Genomic DNA, 24750 nt, shown 5'->3' on the forward strand with positions numbered 1-24750 from the left:
AAAGGAAGGAGCTGGTTCAAGTGCAAGCGATATGTTTTGCAGAATATAAGATTGAAGAAGGCAGCCGGGCAGATTATTTAGCTTATACCGGGCAGCTGCTTAACGAGCAGAAAAATGTATATTTATATGAAGGAACAGATCAAATCAATCTATTCGTAGAAATCTGGTATGCCGAAAATGAGGCGGAAGCCGAGCAAATAAAAAAAGAACGCTGCAGTGAGCGTTCTCCTTGGTATCGCGTATCCGAATGGATTATCGGCGGAGCGGACAAGATGCATGTGTGGAGCTTCAAGCCCGCTCTTCCGCATAACGGCTAGATTTCCTCTTCGCGGTTATTCATAGGCGTCGTGTTTGTGACGACGCCTCCCTGGAACGGATACTCATATTGGATAGGTCCGTCAAAGGTTACATAATCCAGGTTCAGCATCAGAAGCAAATAGCGCATTCCTGTCGACGGGTCGCTGATGACGATATGATCACGTCCGGCAGCTTCGATAATGCCGCGGAAAATTTTAGCGTTCCATTCCCGGTTGTTCTCGTAGGTCATGTAGAAGCTTGCCATTTTGCCGCGGTTCAGACGCAAAATGTTTTCTACATAAGATTCTTCCGCAACAGGAACCGCAACGATATTTCCTCCTTGAGGAGTAATGACGGAGCCGCTTGGCACCATAGGCGGAGCAGCTTGAGCTCCGGCCATTGGAGCGTTTTTACCCATCATCATTGGCATCATATTCGGCATAGCATTAGGTCCCATGGCACTCGGCATCATGTTCGGCATGACATTAGGTCCCATAGCGTTTGGCATCATGTTCGGCATGACATTCGGTCCCATAGCATTCGGCATCATGTTCGGCATCATGTTTGGCCCCCAGGAAGCGGGGAGGGTAGTTGGTGTTGGTGCATTCGGGCTTTTGGCAGCCGGCAGAACAGCGGAGGCGTTAGCTTCTTTGGAAGCCGGCAGTGTAGCGGTCTGAGCGCTAGGGTAGCCATAGCCCTGAGTTGCTCCTCCGACATTTCCATATACGCCGTATCCGTCTGTGTGAACTGGACTTACTCCGCCTTTGTAATCATAACCTTTAGACATTCTGTTGTTCCTCGCTTTCGATCTTGGAAATAAAAATTGCTGGTTAACGCTTGAATGGGTGTTGGGGTAAAGAAGCAGTGCGCTTTATAGCGTCCACTGTTCGCTTGGTCATGCCATGTACCCGGGCAGCCTCCGGCCGGACGGAAAAACCAAAGCGCATTCGATGCCGGATGTTGGCGCTCGCCGCTAATGCCCCGCTGGGCCTAACGGATATCGCTTTTACTCGCTTTTTTGATAAAAGTATCCTTTCTAAGTCGCTTCGAAACCCTCGCCTCCGCTTAAGCGCGTACGAGACAGTACCGCTGCTCAAGCTGGATTTTATAGGCGTTAAACTACATACACAGTGTATTGAGCGCCCAGCAAAAGGGTTCCAAATTATTTGTCACAATTTGAGTGGCGAATTGATGAACAATAAGCATGAACGTTGTCATTACCATCTTTTTTCGGTATGATTAAGAACGATTCATCAATGAAATGTTTAGGCGCAAAACTTGCGTCTTGCGGCATACCTTAGGAGGCTCGCTTCGTGTTTAAAGACTTGATTGCATTAACAAAACCGCGGCTGCTCAGAATGAACGTTTTCGCCGCTATTGGCGGTTTTTGGGTAGCATCGAAATGGAATATCGACTGGCTGGCGCTGTTATGGGTCGTGATCGGATCGACGATTACAATCGCTTCTGCATGCGTCATTAATAATTACTGGGACCGGGAACTGGATCAGAAGATGGAACGGACGAAAAACCGTGCGCTTCCAACAGGGCGATTAACGCCAGGATTTGTACTCTCTTACGGCATCGTGCTTGGTATCATTGGACTAGCCGTACTGTTTCTGCTCGTTAATCCTTTAACCGGCTGGCTAGGATTCCTGGGCTGGTTCGTCTATATCTTCATCTACACCATTTGGCTCAAAAGATCGTCGACTTGGAGCACTTCAATCGGCGGCATTTCCGGAGCTATGCCTCCGGTGCTCGGCTATTGCGCTGTAACTTCGGAAGTGGATGCAGGAGCTTGGCTGCTGTTTGCCTTCCTGTTCCTGTGGCAGCCGCCGCACTTCTGGTCGCTTGGCATTCGCCGTGTAGAGGAGTACCGGGCGGCACAATATCCGCTTCTTCCAGTCGTCAAAGGCATCAAGCGTACAAAGCTGCAAATGATTCCGTATACGGTACTGCTCATTCCAACTTGTATCTTGCTTTACACCTACGGTTATGCGGGTATTGTATTCCTGATTATTTCCGTATTGGCGAGCGTGATTTGGGCCGTACACACGATAATGGGATTGAAAGCTGCCGACGATGAGAAATGGGCGAAAGTCAATTTTCTAATTTCGGTCAACTACTTAATGGTCGTATTTATCGCTATGATTGCCAATACGATCAAATAATGGTCTTACTGTGGGGAGGATTAACGAGGCATGTTGTTTTTGAAAAAGCACAGCTTCAAAATCGCCGTGTTGGCATTATGCGCGGCTATGGGCATTTATTTGTTAGTAACCTATTTCGGGAATCAGAAAGACTCAATGCCTGTCCTTCAAGCAGCACCTTCATTTACGCTGAATGATATCGACGGCAATGAGGTATCGCTGGAATCGACAAACGGCAAGGCAAGACTGGTCTATTTCTATTTCGCCAACTGTCCGGACGTGTGTCCGCCTACGACATTCCTGTTGTCTGAGACGCAGGACTTGCTTCAAAAGGACGGCGTACTAGGCAAGACGGCGGAGATGATGTCGATCACGTTTGACCCTGAGCGGGATACGCCGGAAGTCATTCGCGCATTCGCGGAACGTAATTTCGCGGAGCCGGGCGCAGGCTGGCTGTTTTTACGAGGGGAAGAAGCTTCGACGATGAAGCTTGCCCAAGATTTTGGCGTTGGCGTCAAAAAGGATGAAGCGAACAACTCCTTTATTCACTTTAATGTCATTACGCTCGTAGACAAGAAGGGTCAGATCCGCAAATGGATTAGCGGCAATGACGAAGAGTTGACGCCGGAGCAGCTGGCGGCCGATCTGAAGCAGCTGGCGAAGGAATAGTAAATGGACATATTGCTTCATATATTATGGACAAATGTATTGCCGCTCACATTGATGATAGCTGTTGGCTTCACAATGCAGCGGCTTTTTTCTTTGGATATTAAGACGTTGTCGAAGCTTAACTTCTACGTATTTTCGCCGGCCGTTATTTTTAATCTGCTGTATACGACGAAGATTTCTGCTGAACTGATCGGCAAAGTGCTGCTGTTCGCCGTTATTTTTCTCGTGCTGCAAGGAGCCGTCGTTGAGCTGGCTGTTAGGCTTCGAGGCTTGAAGGGCGGTATGAGAGGGGCGATGCGCAACAGCGTTCTGTTCTATAACAGCGCCAACTATGGCATACCGCTCAATCAATTGGCCTTTGCAGCCAATCCGTATACATTATCCGTCCAGATTATCGTCATGGTCACACAATCCTTGCTTCCCAATACATACGGGATATACAGTGTCAACGCCCATAAGCTTGACCTGCGATCGACGATGCGGACGATTCTATCCCAGCCGATCATTTATGTTATTCCGCTTGCTTTTCTATTTAACGGCTTTGGCATCAAGCTCCCGCAGCCGGTAGAAACGCCAATCGTCTATTTGGCCAATGCCTTTATTGGAACGGCGCTTCTTACGCTCGGCGTTCAGCTTGGCAGTATGAAATGGAGATTTGACCGGAAGCTGTTCGCTAATGTCATTCTCTCTAACTTTTTAAGGCTGATCATTGGCCCGGCCTTGGCCGCGCTCATTATTTGGGGAATAAATGCCTTTATCGAGATTGATAAAATGATGGCTGCTGCATTAATCGTGTCCTCTGCAGTTCCGACTTCCTTAAGCAGCGTGCTGCTGGCCGTCGAGTTCGACAATGAGGCGGAATTTGCTTCTCAAGCTGTCTTTCTGTCAACTGTATTAAGTATTGTGACGGTAGCCTTCGTTATCTATATTCTTCATATTTGATCTTCCTTGGTCCATCCAGGGGCAGGCTCGGGGTACAGAATATGTTCCTCCAGGCCTGCCTTTTCTAATTGCTCGATTAAATAATCTTCCGGCGTATGCTCGACGCCTGGATAGCCGCGGCGGGTGTAAATATGCTCGGCATCGGGAAACAGATCGCGAAGCATGCCCCGGATTCGTTTGCCGGAGCTGTCATTATCGGTGAACAGGTATACCTGTTTGCTGCCTACCTGCTTGCGAAGACGCTCTAATTGGTCAGGGCCTGGCGTTCCAAAAGTGCAATAGATCGGGACGTCTTCATGCAGCACTTTGCGTACCCGGCTCTTATCGTTTTTCCCTTCCACAATAATCGCGATATCCATGACGCGTACACTCCTTTGCTCGGGAAATTGATTATGTAATTATAGTTTACCATTTTCACTCAAAAAAAAGCGTCCCTGCCGCTCCAATGAATGGAGCAGCCTGGGACGCTTTTTTAATTCCAGGCATGTCGAATTAGCAGAACGTGCAGAAGATGATGACCAGCAGGATGAACAATACGAGTATGAGTCCGATGTTCGCTCCATGATTGTGATGATGGTGGCCGCCGCGATCGCTGCGGTCTTGATGATGGTTTGAAACGCCAGCTTGGGACATTAAAAACTTCACCCCTCTTTCTCATAGTCAGGGTCATTAGGCATTAGCTGCCGTTTGACATACCTCATTGTATGTAGGGGAGTGACATTAGCCGTGTGCGTTTACCTAGTTTTGCGAAAAATGGGTGCGGGACGTGTAATGCCGTCTGCTATGGAACGGCAATACCATTACGGCGATCATGAGAGCAAGGAAGGCGATATAGTAGGGCGACAGATTGTCCCGCAGCTGCCCTGCAAGCAGCGGGCCGATGAAAGCGCCGATAGAGTAGGCGATCGCAAGTACCGAGAACGTACGGCCATATCGGGCTCCGCCGCTTAGTTCAATCAACAGCATAGGGATTGCCGGAATGATAATTCCTTTGGCCATGCCGACGAATAACAGCATCAGGGCAAAAGGAAGGGGCGTGCCTGCCGCAATTAGAAAATAAATGAGCGCCAGAATGAGCGAGCCCCATAACGTTCGGTGAAAGGCTGGAATCCGGTTCAGGAACAGCATGCTTAGCGTAATGAGCGCCCCGATGCTAACGACCGAGAATAGCAGGCCTGTCGTCATCATGCCCTCCTTCGTGCTGGACATTAACGGCAGCTCGAAGGACAGGATGCCTTGCGCGCAGCTGGTTGCGATAGGCAGGATGAAGACAAGCCATGGAATAGGGGCTGCCTCGATTCGCGTTACAATTTTGGATTTGTTGTTGTTGTTCTCCTGCTGAGCTTCCACCGCTGCGGCTTTAATGTCCCGGATGAAAATAAGCGCGCATATAGAGGTAGCGATCAGCACCCAGCCCAGCAGGTAAAAAGCCGTTGTGAAGCCGATCTTGGCGACCATGTATGCTCCTGCTGCCGGCGAGACGACGGTAGCCAGCGTATGGACGAAGCCGTTGCCGGCCATCAGCTTGCCCTGCTCCGCCCGGTTTGTGGTGAGCTTGGCAAGAAGAGCAAGGCAGGCCGGGGATAAAAAAGCGAGAACAAAGCCGCTGATGGAACGAAGCAGCAGCAGCTGCCAAGGGTCGGTTACTTGCGATTGGAACAACAGGATAACGCCTGCACCCATAAGGCTGAACACGATAAACAGCCGGCTGCCAAGCCGGTCGACGCCATAGCCTGCGATGATGTTGCCGGGAAGATGGGTAATCGAATACATGCCCATCATCAATCCGATAAAGGACGGGGCGGCCCCAAGCGAGATCGCGAAAGGGGTAAGAATCGGATATTGCGCATGCAAATCGAAAAAGGCGACGAACAGAAACAAGTAGAGCCATACAGCGGTTTTCACGGGGCAGATCCTCCTTGCGCTAACGTTCATAATCTACTTGTACGTCAAAGCTGGACAGGATATGTCTGCTAGATCAATGTGCTGGCGTTTACGGTAGATTCTGGGTGGGGTATAATGTTTGATAATGGGGGTTCGCCCGCGTTATAATAGGGGGGATAAGGTTGGATTTTCTGAATTTTTCAAGCTATGACTGGAACACTTGGAGCACGTTTCTGAAAGAGCACTGGCTGTTGCTTGCCGTTGCGCTCGTCGTGCTGCTGCTTATCGTCCGTATCGTCAAAACGGTTGTCAAATGGGCGCTTGTTGCCGTCATCGTTGTCGGCATCGTCATTTACAGCGGATACAGCATGGACGACTTGAAGGCAATCGGCACGAAGGTTGCCGATAGTGTGAAGCAAGAAGCCGTAACGGCTATGGTCGGAGAAGTGGAGAAAGCGACCTTCACGACGAATTCCGACGGAAGCTTCACTGTAAAAACAGACAACTTAGTACTGACAGGCGAGCCGGGAAGCGGAGAAGTAACGGTATCCTTCCGCAACACGCCGCTAGGCACCTGGAAAATTGACAATACGGTTCAAACCTTGATTGACCAAGCGAAACAAAACAGCAAAGCGTAACCTGACGGAAGAGCCGTCTGCTTAAGCAAGGAGGATGTAATTAGAATGGATTGGGTTCGTACGCTATGGTCTTGGGAACCGGTCTCTCTCATCGTCCTCCTGCTGCTTGTTGTTTCTCTTGCGCAAGGGATGAGGAGGGGCGCATCGGGTTCTGCGAGGCGTCTTTTCTATTTTGTATGGGATGGAATATGGATGATTGCCTGCTTGCTGGCAGCGGCTAAGCTTGCAGAAAGCCTCTCTCCGCTGCTGGCGGAATGGCTGGCCGGGCGCGTCGAAGTGCCGAAGGAGGAGCTTAGCTCTTTATCGCGGATTTGGTATACATGGCTGACAAGCTTGAAAGATTTTGCGCTGCTGCGGTTTGGGGTATTGTTCTTGGCGGGGTATATGCTTCTTCGGCTGATCGTATCCTTCCTGCTTACTCCTATTCTCGGCATGCTGCTCTCGGGTATGGAACGACAGGAACAAGGACGTCATGCAGCCTCGGGAATTCCTGGGGGAAGAGCGGCCAGCAGAACGGCAGGCGCTTTAATTGGCGCTCTGCACGGTGCAGGCCGGGCTTTCGTATTTATTGCCGCACTATTTATTTATGTATCTCTTGTGCCAAACGGCGTGCTGACCGATGAGATTAAGCGGTCGCCGCTCTACAATGAAGCCGCCGCTGTATTGGAGCCGGTAGCCGGCGATATGCTGGCAGGACAAGGGCCCGTGCTCGCAAAAGCGGTGCAAGCGGAATTTCAGAACATTTTACAACGTAAATATGAAATCATTGATTACGCAATTCCCGCCGATATCGAGCAGGCAGCGCTTCAGGTTACGAAGTCTGCCGACGGTGATGAAGCGAAAGCGCGAGCTCTGTATGAATGGCTCGGCACACGGATTGCGTATGATTGGGATAAAGCCCGGAATTATGAAGAGAAGGGCATTTGGAAGGAGCAGACGCCGCAAAACACGTTCGATACAAGAACGGGAGTCTGTATTGATGTCGCGAGATTATATGCCGTTATGGCGCGCGCTTCAGGGCTGGAGGTCAGAGTAGTAACGGGACTCGGTGCCGACGGGCGAGGCGGCTTTGGGCCGCATGCCTGGAACGAGGTCCGGATTGGCGGAGAGCAGGGCAAATGGATTCCGCTCGATGCGACATGGGCATCATCCGGCGATTGGTTTAATTCGCCGGGCTTCGAACAGACACATATTCGCGAAGCATAATAAAAAATTGGTTAAAGGCAAGAGGTGAGCGCATTGCACGACGATCCGCAAAAGCGGGAGATTACGAATCGCCGTCATTTTTCGTTTCGGTTAAACTTTTTTTTCTTTGTTGTTTTTGCTCTTTTCAGTGTACTTATTATTCAACTAGCCATTCTTCAATTCGTAGACGGTCCGAAGCTTAGCGCTGAGGGCAGCAAGAAAAGTACGCGAAGCGTAAAGATTGCTCCAATCCGAGGTAATATCTATGCATCTGACGGTACGCCGATCGCTTATTCGACATCGACACAATCGTTGTACTTCACAATTTCGCCGGATTTCAAAACGAAAAACAATACTGAAGCTTTGGAATTTGCCAATAAACTTGTGAAAGTTTTTGATGAAAAAGGCGACCCGGAAAAGGCCATGACTGTCGACGATGTCATTCGCCAAATGGATCTTGATTTCCGCCGTAATACGATTTCCACGCCACGCAGGATTAAGTCTGGCTTAACCTTGATGGAAATCGCTTATTTTATGGAGCATCGCGATGAGTTTAAAGGCATTGACATCGTAGAGGAAAGCGTACGTAACTATAGTACCGATACGGTAGCCGTTCAACTGGTCGGCTATCTGAAGAAATATAAGGGCGTACGGGAAACACTGTCCTTTTACAAAGAAAAAAATGAAGAAAAAGATCCGCTTTATCAGTACACGGAGGATGAGGATGTCGGCTTCGATGGCCTGGAATATATGTACCAGGATGTCCTTCGCGGCACGAATGGCTTGAAGCAGTATCCGGTCAACAATGCTGAGCGTATTATTGGTCCGATGGAAATTACGAACCCGACCAAAGGCTCGGATCTTTATTTGACCATCAACCAGCAGGTTCAAATGAAGACCGAGGAAGCGGTTGTGAATCAAATTAAAAAAATCAGCACCTCGGGATCTAGAAGCGAACGGGCGGAGTTCGCCAAAATCGGCTATGCTGTAGCTATGGAAGTCGATACCGGCAAAGTTATAGCGATGGCGAGTATGCCGGATTATGATCCGAATATTTGGTCAGGCGGCCGTATTAGTCCTGAGGATTACGATAACTTCAAAACCGTACTAAGCAATGGAACGATCCGCGAGGTATATGCGAAATACGATACGGAGAAAGAGCGGAATCGACATCCTTCCTCGCTTGTACCACCGGGATCGACACTGAAGCCGCTATCGGTTCTGATCGGATTGAATGAGAAATTATTTACAACTTCAACCATTTATAACGATAACGGATTATTTACATTCGGTAAGGAAGGCCATAAGGTACCGATTAAAAATGCCGGCAATCATGCCTACGGTCCTCTTGACCCGGCCAAGGCGATCGCTAAGTCCTCCAACCCGTTTATGGCAGCTATGGTCGGTAATAAATTGTATGAGAAGTATAAAGGCAAAGCCGGTGTAGATATTTGGGACAACTACATGAAGCAGTTTGGTCTTGGTGTATTGACTGGCAGCGGTCTGCCGGGCGAGATTGCTGGTACGGTCGACTACTATCATGAAGCCGAAACTGCGAGCTCGCAATCGGCGCTTGTGCGTGCAGCCTTCGGTCAGCAGGCACGATATACGCCGTTGCAATTGGCGCAATACACAGCGATGCTGGCAAACCACGGCAAACGAATGAAGCCGCAGTTTGTTAATGAGATCAAAACGTCTGACGGCAAGCTGGTGCAAGGCTTTAAACCGGAAGTGCTCAATACCGTAGATCTTCCGGATGCTTACTGGAAGGAAATTGAGACCGGCATGTCGCAGGTTAGTGTACAGGGATTCAATGGCGTTTCCTATACATTTAACCGGAAGACGGGTACGGCACAATCAAGCGTAGCGGGACGGATGGCGGACAACGCCGTATTTATCGCTTACGCTCCAGCCGACAAACCAAAGCTTGCAGTTGCGGTTGTTATTCCGGACGGCGGATTCGGCGGCTGGGGTGCAGCCCCGATTGCCCGTCAAATTTTCGACGCGTATGATTATGAAATTGGCCTGAAAGGTGTACCAGGCAAAGGCAAAGACACTGCAAACAACGCAGATGCCGGTACAAACGGCACTGACGGCAACAGCGCTGATGGCGCTAACGGCAATGCTGCGCAATAAAATGATGTAAAAGAATAGAGTCAAGAGTGTCAAGCCCGCCGGTCGCTATACGCGTCCGGCGGGCTTTTTTGTACGGAAATGTGGATCCGTCGGCTCCTTGAGAAACTTGAGCAACTTGAGAAACACCCATCGGCTGATCAAAATGTAAAAGTACATTTTGTTTGGCCTGAAATAGCCCCAAATCCCCTTCAAAATGCAAAAATACATTTGAAATCGATGATTTTGGCTCAAATGGGGCTTTTTTGGCGTATCAACCTGCACTTTTACATTTTGAAGCGATAAATCACCGGAATCATGGCAAACAAAATGCAGATTTGCATTCTGATTAGCTGAGATGGGGTGTTGGAGGCCTAGTTGGTTCAGATATTTTGAAAATATAGGTTGTGGAGCCTGTATGGACATGAGATAATGCAGGTAGCTAAGCGTAATAGGCAAGACTTGGACGAAGAACGTCCCTTTTCATCTCTCGATGAAATAGGGGCGTTTTTTTCATTTTTACAAAAGTTGGAGGGGAATCGGATGGCCGTAAATTTTGAGGAAGCACATGCGAAATGGATGGATTATCATTTGAACGGGAGAAGCGGTGAGCGGAGAGGGCGGCTGGAGCGGGGACATCAGCATGCGGAGCAGCTTTTTTTGCGGCAGGTATGGTGGCCTATAGTCGGGACTTTGGAGCAGCTGCATCCAGAGTACGAAATTATCGACTGGAGAGGGAAGTCGTACTTTGCGGATTTTGTGTGGGTGTCCGGCCATATCAAGCTGGCGATTGAAATCAAAGGTTTTGGTCCTCATGTGGCGGAGATGGATCGAAGGAAATATGCCGAGGAATTGAACCGTGAAATTTTTTTTCAGGGGCTGGGCTATCATGTGGTTTCATTCCCTTACGATGACGTCGCGGGGCGGGCAGAAGTATGTGCAACGCTGCTTAGGCTGCTGCTGAGCCGTTTTCAGGCTTTGGAATCACCGGTTAAGCTGGATGATCTGATTCAAAAAGAGATGATTCGTTTTGCCTGCAAACAAGGCGGATGGCTTCGTCCGCTTGATGCGAGCCGTCATTTGATGCTTAATCACCGGACAACGATACGACAGCTGCAGGCGTTATGCGATCAGGGTTATCTACGGCCAGAGATTACGGTGAGCAAAGCAGATAAAGAAGGCAAGGTGCTTCGATACGAGCTGGTGCGCCATAAGCTGGAAAAATATCAGTGGTAGTGTGGAATCGTGCTTGCTGCAAAGGATATAAATTTCTTAAAACAACTAAAAAATCATAATGACGATGCAGTAGTTAGAAAAATGATTATTATTTAGTTGTTTATATTCAACGGTAGTAACCTATGATACATTTAAATTATAAAAAATTACCATATAAAAAGTTAGTAACAGGAGATAAGGAGGAATAAAATGTATAAAGCGGTGATGGACGAAGAAAATTATCTCACAGTTTTAGAACCAAGACATGCAAATGAGTTGTATCAATTAATCGATGGTAGTCGTGAAAGTATAGGCAGATGGCTTGCTTTTCCGAATCAAACTAAAAAGGTTGAGGATTCTCTTACGTTTATAGAAAAGTCTTTGAAGAGATTATCCGATAATAACGGGTATTGGGCGGGAATTTGGCATAAAGGAAAAATTGCAGGCTCTATCGGATTTATATATATGGATTGGAGTGCAAGAAAAACTGAGATCGGATATTGGCTAGGAGATGAATACTTAGGGAAGGGATTAGTTACAAAAGCAACCACGCTATTCATTAACCATTCGTTTAAAGAACTAGACCTAAGAAAAGTTGAAATCAACGTTGCAAGCGAAAACTTAAAAAGTAGAGCGATACCTGAACGATTAGGATTTACGGCAGAAGGAACTATTCGAAATTATGAATATTTGAACGGAGAATATCACGATAGGATTATTTATGGCTTGCTCAAGGAAGAATGGAAATAGAGAGCTTAGTTAATTGTCGCTATTGTAAGAAAGGGAACTCTTGTTTAGGAGTTCCCTTTCTTATTTAATAAAACAACTAAAATAGACTTTTCAAAAAAATCCAGCCTAATTTTGCGAAAAATGTTGCATTAGAGAAACTTTTTTGTATAATATAAACAAAGAGTCTCTGAGTAAACTAATGTTCGTCCATGCAAAATATTTGGGAGAGGGAGAGTTTAAATGAATAAAAAGACAGCCCGCATGAACTCCGCCTTTCGGCGATTTATTATGACGATTTTATTTTTGACGGTGTTCGTAATATTGACGACAGCCTGTGGGGGAAACACAAAAGAGAAACAAACGGGTGCAGCAGATGCAGGGAAGCTGAAAGTAACGACGACGATCGGCATGATTGCAGACGTAGCTAGAGAAGTTGGCGGCGATGAGGTTGCCGTGACCGGACTTATGGGATCGGGAATCGATCCCCACTTGTACAAGGCTTCGCACGGAGATATTGAAAAGCTGGATAAAGCAGACATCATTTTTTATAACGGATTGCATCTGGAAGGCAAAATGGCGGAAATGTTCGAGAAGCTGGAGAAGACAAAGCCGACAGTTGCTGTCTCCTCCAATCTGAAAGAAGAGCAGCTTCGTGCTAATCCGCAAGGCGGCAGCGGCTCGCATGACCCGCATATCTGGTTTAACGTGAAGCTGTGGATGTCTGCAACGGAGGTCATTCGCGATACGCTGTCGGAGAAGGACCCTGCTCATGCAGAAGGCTACCAAGAAAGGGCGGCCGCTTACTTGGCGAAGCTCGAGGAGCTTGACAAATACGTTCGGGATCAGGTTGCGAAGCTGCCGGAGACGAGCCGGATTCTCGTTACGGCGCATGATGCGTTCGGCTACTTTGGAGACGAATACGGCGTGGAAGTAACAGGGCTTCAAGGAATGAATACGATGTCGGAATACGGCTCCAAGGATGTAAGCGAGCTGCGTGATTTTCTAGTGGAAAAGCAAATCAAGGCGGTGTTCATCGAGTCCAGCGTTCCCCGTAAATCAATTGAGTCTGTTATCGAAGGGGCTAAAAAGCTCGGACATGAGGTTGTGATTGGCGGCGAGCTATTCTCTGACGCCATGGGGGACGAGGGCACGGTTGAAGGAACTTACATCGGCATGGTTAAGCATAATGTGGATACCATCGTTAACGCTCTGAAGTGAAGAGGGAGATGACCGGAATGGAACAGAAACAACGTAAAGAAGTGAAAGCTCCGCTCACGATACATGGCTTAAGCGCGGCCTATCAGAAAAAGCCGGTACTGCGCAACGTATCGTTTTCCGTACAAGAGGGTGAGCTTGTGGGCGTCATCGGCCCAAATGGCGCAGGCAAATCGACGATGATGAAAGCGGCACTTGGCCTCATACCTCGATTAAGCGGTGAGGTGCTCGTCTATGGCAAGCCCTACAAACAGCAGCGTAAGCTGGTTGGATATGTGCCGCAGCGGGAATCGGTCGATTGGGATTTTCCGACAAATGCGCTGGATGTCGTGACCATGGGCCGTTACGGCCATCTCGGCTGGTTCGGCCGGCCGGGAGCCAAGGAGCGGACGATCGCGATGGAAAGTCTGGCGAAGGTCGGCATGGCGGATTTCGCAACGAGACAGATCAGCCAGCTGTCCGGCGGGCAGCAGCAGCGCGTCTTTCTTGCCAGAGCGCTTGCTCAGGACGCCAGCCTGTACTTCATGGATGAGCCGTTTGCCGGCGTTGACGCCGCTACGGAGAAAGCGATTATTACGCTGCTGCAGGAGCTGAAGCGGCAAGGGAAGACCGTTATCGTCGTTCATCACGACCTTGCAACGGTTCAAGAATATTTCGACTCCGTGCTGCTATTAAATGTTGAGCTGCAGGCATACGGGCCGACGGACGAAGTGTTCACGCAGGAGCTGCTGCAGCAAACCTATGGCGGCAGACTTGCTTTTCTCGACCGCAGCCGCAATCATTCCGATATGTTTGCAGCGAAAGGGTGACCCGGCATGCAGAGCTTATGGACCCTTCTGAATGATCCGAACATGCAATGGATCTTTATCAGCTGTACATTACTAGGCTTAAGCAGCGGTATTATCGGTTGTTTCTCATACTTAAGAAAACAAAGCCTCATGGGCGATACGCTTGCCCATGCGGCATTGCCGGGAATATGTATCGCGTTCATGCTGACAGGAACGAAGTCGCTGCTGGTCTTTCTGATCGGAGCGGCAATAGCCGGGATTATCGCAACCTTTGGCATTGGCTTCGTCACCCGTCACTCCCGCATTAAGCATGATGCGGCAATGGGAATTGTATTGTCCGGCTTTTTCGGATTAGGCATCGTATTGCTGACGGTCATCCAGCATGGCAGCTACGGCAATCAGGCAGGCTTGGACAAATTTCTTTTCGGGCAAGCGGCAGCGATGATCGGCTCTGACGTGCTCACCATGTCGATCGTTAGCGTCATTCTCATTGCAGTCTGTTTCTTGCTTTTCAAACAGTTCAAGCTCATTTCCTTTGATCCTGGCTTTGCCCGCGGCATCGGCTATCCGGTCGCTTTTCTGGAGCAGTTCTTGATGCTGCTTATGGTAGTGTCGGTTGTAGTCGGTATTCAAGCGGTAGGCGTCGTACTTGTGGCAGCACTATTAATCACCCCGGCCGTGTCAGCCCGGTATTGGACACACCGCCTGGGCGCTATGGTTATTTTATCGGGCTTGTTCGGAGCCATTAGCGGAGCAGCAGGCACATTGATCAGCTCAACAGCAGCGAATCTGCCGACGGGACCATTGACGGTGCTGGCGGCTACTGCACTATTTTTCTTATCGATATTATTCGGTCCGCAAAAAGGTCTGCTCGCCAAGCAATTTATTCGCTTGCGTGTGAAGCGGAAGCTGGAGCAGTCGCAGACTCATGCGAATGCGAAGGCAAGGGTTGCTTCGGCTGAGACGGAGAAGGGGGCGGCGTTATGACCATATTTTGGATATTGCTGACGGGATCGCTGGTTGCAAGCTGCTGCGGCATACTAGGCGCGTTTCTCGTTCTTCGTAAAATGGCGATGATCGGCGATGCGATCAGCCACTCGGTTATGCCCGGCATCGTAATTGCTTTTCTGCTCAGCGGATCACGGGATTCGATGCTGATGCTGTTCGCAGCGATGGTCTGCGGTCTGCTCGCTGTATTCCTTATTCAAACCTTTCAGCAAAGCGGCATACAATCCGATGCGTCTATCGGTGTTGTTTTTACGGCTTTATTCGCTTTAGGTGTGCTGCTCGTCAGCTTATTCGCCCGTCAAGTCCATCTGGATCAGGATGCTATTTTGTACGGTGAAATCGCCTATGTCCACTGGAATGTCTGGGAGGTAAACGGTGTCAATTTGGGGCCGAAGGCGGTATGGCTGCTGGGGGTAACCTTCGTTGTCATCGTGGCGGTAATCGGCTTGTTCTATAAGCAATTCAAGCTTTGTGCCTTCGATCCGGCGCTGGCCGCCGCTTGCGGCATACCGGTTGCACTCTTTCACTACTTGCTGATGGGGCTTGTGTCGATGGCGACTGTCAGTTCATTTGAGAGTGTCGGTGCCATTCTTGTCGTTGGGTTGCTTATTATCCCGGCGGCCACTGCCTATCTGCTTACCGATCGGTTAGGCCGCATGATTGTGCTTAGTGCATTAGTAGGCATTGCTAGCACTTTCCTGGGGTACGGCGCGGCAGTTGTGCTTGACGCCTCGATTGCTGGCTGTATCGTATGCGCAGCCGGACTGCTGTTCATCGCAGCCTTCCTGTTCTCACCGTCTCATGGCTACATTGCGAAGAAGCTTCGCATGCGCAAGCTTATCGAAACGCAATAGCGGCAAGCGAATAGGCATTACAAACAGCGCGCCTGCTCCAATTGGAGCAGGCGCGCTGCAATGTCTATAATGGAAAACCATCCTTCAAACGATTCATGGCATCAAACTGCAATTGCTTGAAGTCAGCTTCCGGGTGCTCGGAATAATAACGCATTACCGAAATATTTACTCCGATTACCGCTCCGGCAAACGTCTGTACCGCCCAGTCATCAGCCGATCGGCCTAAGCGCTCTGCTGCAAGCTCTGCGATTAATTGCAGCGTCAGCATCTGGTTGTTCAACGTTGCCGCGCGAAGCTCAGGGACCGTCATGATGAGCTGAATCCGCTGCCTCACAGTCTCCATTTCATCTGCTGACATGTTATCGATACCTTCTGTCATTGCATTGCGTGTAGCCTCCAGCAGACTAAGCTCGGAGGGTTGTGCACGGAAAGCCTGTATGAGCAGGGGGTCGTAGTTGTCGACGATCAGAACATCCTCTTTGGTAGGGAAGTAGCGGAAAAAAGTGCTGGGCGAGATTTCTGCCGCTGCCGCAATTTGATCCACAGTCGTTTCATGGTAGCCATGCTCGTGGAACAGCCGCAAGGCATGCGCCTGCACCGCAGCTATTGTCTTTGCCTTTTTCCGCTCCCGTAAGCCTGTTGCCTGTTTTTTATCTGAGGACATGCTGACTACCCACTCCTAACCTGTTTCTTCTCCCTGCTTCACATCGCTTCTGCGTTCAGTCAGTCAGGGTTATAACTCAATTCCTTTATCGGAATGCGCTTGTTCCGGTTTCAGCCGCATAAAGACGACAGCCATCAAAATGCCGAGCATCGCTATACCCGCGCAAATCCACAATAAATGGTTCATTCCATATACAAAAGCTTCTTGAACGGTGTGCAGCAGCTCAAATGATTGCTGCTTTATCGCGGCAGACGCGCCCGCTGATGCGCTGCGCGAGACCTCATCCATCATTCCGTCCGGAACACCGGACAACTCCAGTTTACCACGATATGACGTGCTAAGAACAGTTCCTAGCAGAGCAACCCCCAACGTTCCCCCGACATTCCGCATAGCCATAATTAAGGCTGAGCCTACACCGCTTTGCTCCGCTGTCAGGGCAGCCATCGAAATATCCATGGCAGTAGGCAGCACAAATCCAATTCCTAATCCTGCTGCGACAACCCAAATGACGGTCCATGAATAATTGTCTCCGACAGCTGAAAAAGCGCCAATAGCCAAGCCTGCTGCTAAAAATGCAAATCCGATCGCGAATACGGACGAAGCACCAAAGCGTGGAAGCAGCTTTTCGGTTATTTTCGAGCCGATCAGCAAGCCGCCGATGAGCGGCAGCAGCCGCAAGCCTGCTCCTAGCGCATCTGTGCCTTGGGCGATTTGAAAGTATTGGGGCAGGATGAACAGCAGTCCAAACATAGCGAAGGAAATGAGAGTGGCCATTATCGTTCCCCAAGTAAAGCCGCGTGAGCGGAATAAAGCGGAGGAAACGAGCGGATACGTAATGCGGCCCTCCCAATAGATGAATCCGGCAAGCAGAACAACCCCTGCAAGGATCGTCGCCAGGGCAAGGAGATCGCCCCACCCGTTCTCCCCGGCTTTTATAACGCCGTAAGTCAGACTAATCAAGCCCAAGCTGGAGAGCAGAATACCGGCGTAATCAATTCGGGATTGGCTTGTATTTCTTGATTCCTTTAGCAAAATTGTGACGGCAATTAGTGCGATCGCAACAAGAGGGACGTTGATGAGAAAAATCGATCCCCAGGAAAAATGATTGAGCAGCCAGCCGCCTGCTATGGGTCCAAGCGGAATGCCTATCGCATTGGACATCACCCATACGCCGATGGCTTTGGAGCGCTCCTCTTCCTCAAACAATACAGGGATGACGGCCATAGACATTGGCACGATAAGCGCAGCGCCGAGTCCAAGCAGGGCTCTTCCGGCAATGAGCACCGCCGATGAGGGAGCATAGGCACAAATCAGGGAAGCCCCACCGAATAATAACAGCCCAGCAAGTAGCAGCTTTTTCCGTCCCCAGCGGTCACCGAACAGGCCGGCTGGAAGCAAGGCGGCAGCAAATACGAGCGTATAGGCATCGGCATACCATTGCAATTCACTGCTTGTTGAATGAAAATCTGCAGCCAGTGTGGGAAGGGCAAGATTCAAAATCGTCAAATCTAGCCCAACCGCAAGCAATCCAATCGCCAGTGCGATGAGCACCCACCATCTGTAGTTTCTTTTTTCCTGCATGATCAATACCGCCTCTCTTGTCTATAAGGATAAGGATTTCAAATCCAATGCATACGATATAATATTTTGATAGTTACTGTCAAATAAAAGTTACTTTCACAATAGGATCGGTCGAAAATATCTTTTGTGAAAAAATGTATTTATTTGTCTAGTTTTGTCGAACGTGAAACTTCTTCAGCTCTTGCACCGTCTTAACTTTGGGACTTATTGGATTTATAAAAGAATTTTGGGGAGTGTTGTAAAGAAATGAAGAAGTGGATGAAACATTTTGTGCTAGTAATGGCGGTGCTAACGGTACTGTCGGGCTGCAGCCTTGGCGGCGATAAAGGCAAAACCAACGAGCAGCAAACGTTAAGAGTGATGTATTACGAGGAGTCTTCCTTCTATCAGCAGTACGGCATGCTGTTCACCGCTTTGTTCCCGAATATTAACATTGAGGTCATCAGCACTTCGAAAGTCCGTCCTGAAGAGGGACAAGAGCAAGACTATACGAAGCTGATGAATGAGTTCATAGAGAAGGAACAGCCGGACATTCTCATGATTGACTCCACCCAATATGAGAAAATGGCGACGGACGGCAAATTGTATGAGCTCGACGGCTTTATTGAGAAGGACAAGTATGATACCGAAGGGCTGGTGCCCGGCATGCTTGATTACTTGAAGGAAATCGGCGGAGGCAAGCTGTATGGCATGTCTACCAGCTATTCCAGCCAAGCGCTGTACTACAACAAGGATTTGTTTGACAAATTCGGAATCGAGTACCCGAAAGACAAAATGAGCTTTAGTGAGCTTATTCAGTTAGCCAAACGGTTTCCGACAGACGGAAGCGATAAGGAACGGATATACGGGCTCAAAATGGGATACAGCGACAATCTGTTCGATATCGCCTCCACTGTGGCCGGAGCGCAAAACTTAGCATTCTTCAATGCGGCTAAAAAAGAAATGACGATCAATACGCCGGCATGGAAAGGCGTATTTGAAATGGCGCTTGATGCGGTCAATTCCAAAGCGCTGTACTTCGAGAGCAACAACATGATGAACGGCGGCTCCTATGAGGAGTATTTGCTGAGCAATCCTTTCATATCGGGAAGGGCGGCTATGACGCTTGACGGATCTTATGTAATGCAGCAGCTCAAACAAGCGCAAGATTATTTGAAGGAAAAAGATCAGGAAAAACTGATTAAAAACTGGGACTTGGTATCTGTTCCAGTAGATCCGGCTAATCCGGATTACAGCACAATGACTAATTTTTACAATATTTTTGCAATTAATAACTTGGCTGCTAACAAGGAAGCGGCTTGGACGTTCCTTAAATATGTGACGGGCGATGATTTCGCAAGAGTAACCTCCAAAACGACCAACTACGGCGGTTTCCCGATTCGGACCAAGTATATAAACAATGAAGAGAACCGTAATTTAGCAGCGTTTTATGCGCTGAAGCCAAGCATAAACAATATGTATAAAGACTTTGATAAGCTGCCGAAAAATTTCTATGGTGAATTTAATGGAACAGCGCAATCGGAGCTGCAGAAGGTTAAGGAAGGCAAGGCGTCGCTCGATGAGACGCTCGTTAAGCTGCAGACGGTTGGTCAAGGGCTGCTCGACAAAGGCGATAGCGAACAGCCGCCTAGCAATGCGGAAACACAGGAAGGGGTCACCGACGGTTCAATAAGCTCTGAGCCCATAGCGAATTAGAATTGTTTTACGATATCGTTTCGTCCAAAGCGTTTGGAAACTCCCCGGTTTGTGCTAAAATGGCTTTAGTACAGCTATGCACGACAGGAGGAGCACAATGGGAGATTACAAGCTGGTAGCGCTCGATATGGATGGAACGCTGCTGAATGAACAAAGCGAGATCAGCAAGGAGAATGCCGAATGGATTCAGCGTGCGCTGGATGCCGGCATTACGGTCAGCTTCTCGACGGGCAGAGGCTTCCGCAGCGCGCTTCCCTATGCGGAGCAGCTGAAGCTGGAGACGCCGATGATTACCGTCAACGGAAGCGAGGTATGGAGCCGTCCTCATGTTCTACATAAGCGCACCTTGCTTGGTCCGAATTATGTCAGACGCCTTCACGAGCTGGCGATGAAGCATACGGGAACATGGTTCTGGGCTTATACAACCGATGAAGTATACAACTTGGAGAAATGGATTGAACAGGGGACGGCGATCGAGGATTACCATTGGCTGAAATTTGGCTATTATACGGAAGATGCGCCTGTCCGTCAGCGTATTTACGATGAGGTAGCCGAATGGGGCGCGCTGGAAATTACGAACTCATCGCCGTGGAACTGGGAGATGAATGCACAAGGCATAACCAAGGCAAGCGCAATTCGCGAGCTTTGCAAGGTGATGGGCATTGACATGTCGCAGGTTGTTGCCGTTGGCGACAGCCTGAACGACATTGCCGCTATACGGGAAGCCGGGCTTGGCGTCGCGATGGGCAATGCGCAGGATGCTGTCAAAGAAGCGGCAGATGCCGTAACCTTGACGAACGACGAGCATGGCATTGCGGAAGTTTTTAAACGATACGTCTTGTAGGAGAGCTGATAGGCAGTGGATATTTTAGGCTGGTCACTGGTCGTTATTTTATTCGTTGTCGGGATGGCTGGTGCCATCTATCCGATATTGCCGGGTGCACTGGCGATATACGGCGCGTTTTTCGTCTATGGCTTCTTCTTCTCCTTCTCACCCTTCAATTGGGTGTTCTGGACGATTCAGACGCTTATCGTCGTTGTCTTGTTTATAGCCGACTATGCGGTTAGCGCATGGGGGGTCAAACGATTCGGCGGCTCAAGGGCATCCGTTGTCGGAAGTACGATCGGCATTATTATCGGGCCGTTCGTCATTCCCGCATTCGGCCTCATTATCGGACCTTTCGCAGGAGCCGTCATCGGTGAACTTTTTGTTGGCACGGGTTTCGTTCAATCGCTTAAGGTCGGATTCGGCTCGCTGGTCGGCCTGTTAACCAGCGTCGTTGTGAAAGTCATTTTACAAGCCGCGATGATCGTATTGTTTATTTTTTGGATTTTATAGATCGGGCACAGAAAGAAGAGACGGACTGCTATGAAAAAAGATTCGCTTATTAAAGGTACGCTTATACTAGCTGCAGCCGCGCTCATAGCGCGGTTTCTTGGCATTTTCCAGCGTATTCCTCTGGAGCATATTCTGCTGGAGGAGGGAATGGCGCATTTTGCCGTTGCCAATACGCTTTATTTAACGCTGCTTGTCGTCGCTACGGGAGGCATTCCGAGCGCGATAAGCAAGCTCGTATCGGAGCGTTACGCGCTGCAGCGCCCGGAAGAGGCGCAGCGGATTTATCAGGCCGCGCTTTTATTCGGACTGGTAACCGGTGTTATTTTGACGGCTCTGCTTTATGCGGCGGCTCCGTTCTATGCCGTTCATATTGCGAAGACGCCGGGCGCTGATCTAGCGATTCGCGCTGTTGCACCGACGCTGCTTATTTTTCCAGTCATCGCGATGATGCGCGGCTACTTCCAGGGCAGACAAATGATGTCGGCCGGGGGCCTCTCGCAAATTGTGGAGCAAATTTTAAGGGTTATCGTCGGGGTTGGCTTGGCGATTCTCGTATTGGCCTGGGGCTGGGGAGACCGCTGGGCAGCAGCCTCCGCTACGTTCGGCAACGTGCTGGGCGGCGTAGGGGCGTTTCTCGTTATGCTCTGGTTCGCACGCAAGCTTAAGCGGATGGATGCGAAGGATCCTGTCGCTCAGAGATCAGAGGCGGAGCGGGCGGAAGCAAAAGCAGCCGCAAGCAAGCTGCCGTACCGTTCGATCTACCGTGAAATTTTCAAAATGTCCATTCCGGTCGTCATTACCGCAATGACGGTTCAGCTCATCTACATGTTCGATACCTCGCTCCTTATCCGGTTGACGGAGGGCTGGTATTACAAGGATTACCGGCAAGCATTGAGTGCATTGACCGAGTTCAGCTTTAAAGCGCAGTCGATTGCAGGCATTCCGCCGATTCTGGCAATTGCCCTCAGCACATCGATTATACCGGTCATTTCCTCTGCCTACTCGCTTCGCAATATGGGGGAAGTGCAGCGGCAAACCTCGCTTGTTATGCGGATTGTTCTGTTCACAGGAATACCGATTGCCTTAACGCTGACGGCCGCCGCTTATTCCGTTACGGGCTTCCTGTTCAGCGGGCCTTCCGGCAGCGGCATTGTTGCTGCGCTGACAGCCGGCACGGTATTCCAGATTACGATGATGACCAGCAACTCGATTCTGTTCGGCCTCGGCAAGCCGCGTCTGCCGATGAAGCATACGTTCGCCGGCATCGGGCTGAAGCTGGTGCTCAGCGTAGCATTAGCGCCGCTTCTCGGCATCTATGGACTTATTCTGGCATCGACCGTCTGCTTCATCGTCATTACATGGCTTAATTTGGACTCCATTCGTGGAGATGTGAAAATTACCGTTCTAGGCCGCCGCTGGCTGCCGTATTTGGCGACAATACTAATCGCTATTGCTGGAGGCTGGGGAACGGAAATTGGCGTCCGCAAGCTGGTTCACAGCTGGCCGGACAAGCTCGAATATTTGACGGCTGCTGCTGCTGCGGGCATCGTTATTGGCGTGCTGTATTTGGCGCTTCTGATCGTATTCCGCGTCGTGACGATGGAAGATGCTAAGTCCTTCCCGGGACCGCTTCGCAAGCTGTTCATGAAGCTCCTGAAACCTTTTGCTAAATCAGCACAGTCATAAGACTAAAATCGCGAGTTTTCGACGTTTTCCATACATTTACAAGCTATTCATCTCATTGTACAATTATTTAATGCTCGTTCTTTTTTTATTATTATCTTTGTGCGAGAGAGGGGACCATTATTTTGAAAAGATTTCTTACTTGGAGAACAGGGCTGGCGTTGATGCTTGCTCTCGTCCTTGTTGTTGCCGCAGGCTGTCAGGCGGTAAATGGACTGAATTTGAACACCGTATTGAAGAACACGCTGAAAGTGACTTCGATGGAGGGCAAGCAGACGTTAGAGCTGAATTTGCTCGTTAACGAAGAGGCTTATGAAGGACTGCCTGAAGAGGAATTGGCACTTATTCAATTATTCTCGAAACTGAAAGTACAGCTGGACGATATTAAATTGCAGGATGCTTCCAATGCTTCTTATAAAGGAAAGCTCATCCTTGGTGAGAAAGCAAGCATAGCTTTCTCCGCCAAAATCTCGCCTAAAGCGATGCTGCTTGAGATCGAAGGGGCGAAAGCGCCAATTGCCATCGATCTTACAGAAGCGGGCCTTGCAGAGCTGACAGGCTTGCCGGTTGATGCGGCAGGAGCTCCTTCGGCTGAGGCTCAAGCTTCGCTTGCTGAGCTGGGCCACAAAGTGATCGACAGTGCAGGAGATTTCCTGATCAACAACTTGCCGAATCCGCAGAAGCTTTCTGTTGAGACTGTGAATGAGCCGATTAATGGCGTATCCACTTCACTCGTACATGTGAAAGCCGAGCTTGACGGTCAAGCGATCTGGGCTTGGATCAAATCGTATGTAGACGCGCTTGCAGCGGATAAGAAAGGTCTGGAGACATTCGTGACGACGATCGTTACGATCATGTCGGAGAATCAAGATATCTGGACTGCGCTTGGCGAAGTTAATCCGTTCGAGGATGTGAACCTTGACGCGGCAACGAAAGAAGAAACAATTAAGGAAGCTGTCAAAGAAATTACAGATCTGCTCCTTAGCCTGCAAGAGGAACTGAAAGCATTCGAGAAAGAAGATAAAGAAACGCTTGATACCATCTTCAACAAAGACAGCTCGGTGAAAGCGGAACTGTTCGTTGACAGCAAGCTGGATATCCGCAAGCAAATTGTAGAAGCAACCTTCAAGCCTTCGGATGATGTGCTGTTCCCTATTCAAGCCATCGTGCTTCGTACGGTTAGCGAGCAATGGAATGTTAACGGCACGGTAAAATCGGATGAGGTGGTTATTCCGGCAGGTGCGATTACGAGCGAGCAACTGTTTAATATGCAAGCGTATGAAACGCTTCAACTGTTCGACAACAAATCGGTCGTTTACGATCTGCTCAAAAACAAGCTGCAGCTAGGCCATCAATCTGTACAAATCTATTCCGACTATGATTATCGGCCGGCAATCGTGACACCGCAATATGTAACGATTATTCCGCTTCGTGACGTTGCTGAGCAATTGGGCGGAGTTGTAAGCTATGATTCCAAGACGAAGCAAGTCAAAGTAGTCGATAAAGCGACAAACACAACGCTTGCGTTTAAAGAAGGCAGCGATATTGTGAACGTAAACGGGAAAACTGTTAAAATGCCATTCCCGGCTACAGTAGTCAACGGTACGCTTTACGTGCCAGCCCGCAGCTTCGCTACAGCGGTCAAAGCTAAAATCCACTGGGAATCCTATGGGGACGGGCAAGTATTTGTACTTGAGCGCGAAGTGGGCTAACATCAAGGAGGTTGCAGGCTGATGAATAAACTAAATACGGAAAACGCGTTCCGTGAAGCGATTCAAAGCGATGCGGTTACGGTAGCGGTATTCAAGACGACCTGGTGTCCAGATTGTCATTACATTGAACCGTTTATGCCTGATCTGGAACAAAAGTACAGCGGCAAGATCTCGTTCTTCGAGGTAGACCGTGACGAGCTGCCGGATATTTGCTCGGAGCTGAACATCCTTGGCATTCCAAGCTTTGTCGCTTTCCGCGGCGGGCAGGAGCTTATCCGCTTCGTAAGCAAGCTGCGCAAAACACGGGAAGAAATTGAACAATTTCTGGATCGTGCCGTACAAGTTGCTGAGTCTCTGCCAAAGGCGTAATTCAATCAAATCCGTGCAGCGATG

25 protein-coding genes and 1 pseudogene are annotated in these 24750 nt (G+C 49.4%); 19 read left to right on the plus strand and 7 right to left on the minus strand.

Features of this window, described 5'->3' with window-relative positions:
• The first annotated feature begins 20 nt into the window (after positions 1–20).
• Positions 21–317, plus strand: coding sequence for a hypothetical protein (locus ACFVVF_RS14865; protein WP_387810707.1), 297 nt, complete (start codon positions 21–23; stop codon positions 315–317).
• Here ACFVVF_RS14865 and gerQ read toward each other — a convergent pair.
• Together gerQ and ACFVVF_RS14875 are read right to left on the minus strand one after the other, a co-directional pair.
• Entirely contained in the window at positions 314–793 is a 480-nt protein-coding gene (gene gerQ, locus ACFVVF_RS14870; RefSeq protein WP_387811507.1) for a spore coat protein GerQ, read from the minus strand. The two genes, ACFVVF_RS14865 and gerQ, sit on opposite strands and share 4 nt — an antisense overlap.
• A 350-nt stretch (positions 794–1143) precedes the next feature.
• Positions 1144–1351: pseudogene (locus ACFVVF_RS14875) on the minus strand (cell wall hydrolase); the annotation flags it as partial.
• Positions 1352–1610: 259 nt separating this feature from the next.
• Here ACFVVF_RS14875 and cyoE point away from each other — a divergent pair.
• The 3 genes from cyoE to ACFVVF_RS14890 are packed head-to-tail and all read left to right on the plus strand — an operon-like array spanning position 1611 to position 4055.
• Entirely contained in the window at positions 1611–2465 is an 855-nt protein-coding gene (cyoE, locus tag ACFVVF_RS14880) for a heme o synthase (RefSeq protein ID WP_387810709.1), read from the plus strand.
• Positions 2466–2495: 30 nt separating this feature from the next.
• A complete protein-coding gene (locus tag ACFVVF_RS14885; RefSeq protein ID WP_387810712.1) occupies positions 2496–3113 on the plus strand; it encodes an SCO family protein in 618 nt (205 codons plus the stop codon).
• A gap of 3 nt (positions 3114–3116) precedes the next feature.
• Complete coding sequence (locus ACFVVF_RS14890; protein ID WP_387810715.1) at positions 3117–4055, plus strand: AEC family transporter; 939 nt, start codon at positions 3117–3119, stop codon at positions 4053–4055.
• Here the strand turns inward: ACFVVF_RS14890 and ACFVVF_RS14895 are convergent.
• From ACFVVF_RS14895 to ACFVVF_RS14905, 3 genes are all read right to left on the minus strand, one after another.
• Positions 4046–4414: a toprim domain-containing protein gene (locus ACFVVF_RS14895; RefSeq protein WP_387810718.1), complete on the minus strand. Its 369-nt coding sequence runs from the start codon at positions 4412–4414 to the stop codon at positions 4046–4048. The genes ACFVVF_RS14890 and ACFVVF_RS14895 overlap by 10 nt on opposite strands.
• Positions 4415–4547: 133 nt before the next feature.
• Positions 4548–4688: a hypothetical protein gene (locus tag ACFVVF_RS14900; protein WP_387810721.1), complete on the minus strand. Its 141-nt coding sequence runs from the start codon at positions 4686–4688 to the stop codon at positions 4548–4550.
• Between the two features lie 105 nt (positions 4689–4793).
• Entirely contained in the window at positions 4794–5960 is a 1167-nt protein-coding gene (locus ACFVVF_RS14905) for an MFS transporter (RefSeq protein WP_387810723.1), read from the minus strand.
• A gap of 161 nt (positions 5961–6121) precedes the next feature.
• Between ACFVVF_RS14905 and ACFVVF_RS14910 the strand changes: the two genes are divergently transcribed.
• The 9 genes from ACFVVF_RS14910 (at position 6122) to ACFVVF_RS14950 (ending at position 15683) form a co-directional block, all read left to right on the plus strand.
• Positions 6122–6577 (plus strand): hypothetical protein, encoded by a 456-nt coding sequence (locus ACFVVF_RS14910; protein WP_052350570.1) that lies wholly within the window; start codon positions 6122–6124, stop codon positions 6575–6577.
• 45 nt (positions 6578–6622) lie between these two features.
• Positions 6623–7783, plus strand: coding sequence for a transglutaminase domain-containing protein (locus ACFVVF_RS14915; protein ID WP_387810727.1), 1161 nt, complete (start codon positions 6623–6625; stop codon positions 7781–7783).
• 24 nt (positions 7784–7807) lie between these two features.
• Positions 7808–9898 (plus strand): peptidoglycan D,D-transpeptidase FtsI family protein, encoded by a 2091-nt coding sequence (locus ACFVVF_RS14920; protein ID WP_387810730.1) that lies wholly within the window; start codon positions 7808–7810, stop codon positions 9896–9898.
• A 519-nt stretch (positions 9899–10417) separates the two neighbouring features.
• Positions 10418–11110 (plus strand): PDDEXK family nuclease, encoded by a 693-nt coding sequence (locus tag ACFVVF_RS14925; protein ID WP_387810732.1) that lies wholly within the window; start codon positions 10418–10420, stop codon positions 11108–11110.
• Positions 11111–11299: 189 nt separating this feature from the next.
• Positions 11300–11839 (plus strand): GNAT family N-acetyltransferase, encoded by a 540-nt coding sequence (locus ACFVVF_RS14930; protein WP_387810735.1) that lies wholly within the window; start codon positions 11300–11302, stop codon positions 11837–11839.
• Positions 11840–12079: 240 nt separating this feature from the next.
• Positions 12080–13036: a metal ABC transporter solute-binding protein, Zn/Mn family gene (locus tag ACFVVF_RS14935; RefSeq protein ID WP_387811509.1), complete on the plus strand. Its 957-nt coding sequence runs from the start codon at positions 12080–12082 to the stop codon at positions 13034–13036.
• A gap of 17 nt (positions 13037–13053) precedes the next feature.
• Complete coding sequence (locus ACFVVF_RS14940; RefSeq protein WP_387810738.1) at positions 13054–13842, plus strand: metal ABC transporter ATP-binding protein; 789 nt, start codon at positions 13054–13056, stop codon at positions 13840–13842.
• Between the two features lie 6 nt (positions 13843–13848).
• Positions 13849–14808, plus strand: coding sequence for a metal ABC transporter permease (locus ACFVVF_RS14945; protein ID WP_387810741.1), 960 nt, complete (start codon positions 13849–13851; stop codon positions 14806–14808).
• Complete coding sequence (locus ACFVVF_RS14950; protein ID WP_387810744.1) at positions 14805–15683, plus strand: metal ABC transporter permease; 879 nt, start codon at positions 14805–14807, stop codon at positions 15681–15683. Before ACFVVF_RS14945 ends, ACFVVF_RS14950 begins: the two co-directional genes overlap by 4 nt.
• 64 nt (positions 15684–15747) lie before the next feature.
• Here the strand turns inward: ACFVVF_RS14950 and ACFVVF_RS14955 are convergent, their stop codons facing one another.
• Both ACFVVF_RS14955 and ACFVVF_RS14960 read right to left on the minus strand, forming a co-directional pair.
• Positions 15748–16347, minus strand: coding sequence for an acyl-CoA-like ligand-binding transcription factor (locus tag ACFVVF_RS14955; protein WP_387810746.1), 600 nt, complete (start codon positions 16345–16347; stop codon positions 15748–15750).
• A gap of 69 nt (positions 16348–16416) precedes the next feature.
• On the minus strand, positions 16417–17928 hold the full coding sequence (locus ACFVVF_RS14960) for an MFS transporter (RefSeq protein ID WP_387810749.1): 1512 nt from the start codon (positions 17926–17928) through the stop codon (positions 16417–16419).
• A gap of 246 nt (positions 17929–18174) precedes the next feature.
• On the opposite strand from ACFVVF_RS14960, the gene ACFVVF_RS14965 reads away from it, so the two are divergent.
• The 6 genes from ACFVVF_RS14965 to ACFVVF_RS14990 all read left to right on the plus strand — a co-directional run bounded on the left by ACFVVF_RS14965 (position 18175) and on the right by ACFVVF_RS14990 (position 24726).
• Complete coding sequence (locus ACFVVF_RS14965; RefSeq protein WP_387810752.1) at positions 18175–19623, plus strand: ABC transporter substrate-binding protein; 1449 nt, start codon at positions 18175–18177, stop codon at positions 19621–19623.
• 97 nt (positions 19624–19720) lie between these two features.
• Positions 19721–20467 carry a Cof-type HAD-IIB family hydrolase gene (locus ACFVVF_RS14970; RefSeq protein ID WP_387810755.1) on the plus strand — a complete coding sequence of 249 codons (747 nt, stop codon included), beginning with the start codon at positions 19721–19723 and terminating at the stop codon, positions 20465–20467.
• A gap of 15 nt (positions 20468–20482) precedes the next feature.
• The gene (locus ACFVVF_RS14975) at positions 20483–20962 is read left to right on the plus strand and encodes a DUF456 domain-containing protein (RefSeq protein WP_387810758.1); all 480 of its coding nucleotides are present in this window, start codon (positions 20483–20485) and stop codon (positions 20960–20962) included.
• A gap of 30 nt (positions 20963–20992) precedes the next feature.
• Positions 20993–22648 (plus strand): putative polysaccharide biosynthesis protein, encoded by a 1656-nt coding sequence (locus tag ACFVVF_RS14980; protein ID WP_387810761.1) that lies wholly within the window; start codon positions 20993–20995, stop codon positions 22646–22648.
• 122 nt (positions 22649–22770) lie between these two features.
• Positions 22771–24357 carry a copper amine oxidase N-terminal domain-containing protein gene (locus ACFVVF_RS14985; protein ID WP_387810764.1) on the plus strand — a complete coding sequence of 529 codons (1587 nt, stop codon included), beginning with the start codon at positions 22771–22773 and terminating at the stop codon, positions 24355–24357.
• 21 nt (positions 24358–24378) lie between these two features.
• The gene (locus ACFVVF_RS14990; protein ID WP_387810767.1) at positions 24379–24726 is read left to right on the plus strand and encodes a thioredoxin family protein; all 348 of its coding nucleotides are present in this window, start codon (positions 24379–24381) and stop codon (positions 24724–24726) included.
• Positions 24727–24750: the final 24 nt, after the last annotated feature.

It is taken from the genome of Paenibacillus sp. NPDC058174 (genome assembly GCF_042883865.1).
Taxonomy (GTDB): domain Bacteria; phylum Bacillota; class Bacilli; order Paenibacillales; family Paenibacillaceae; genus Pristimantibacillus.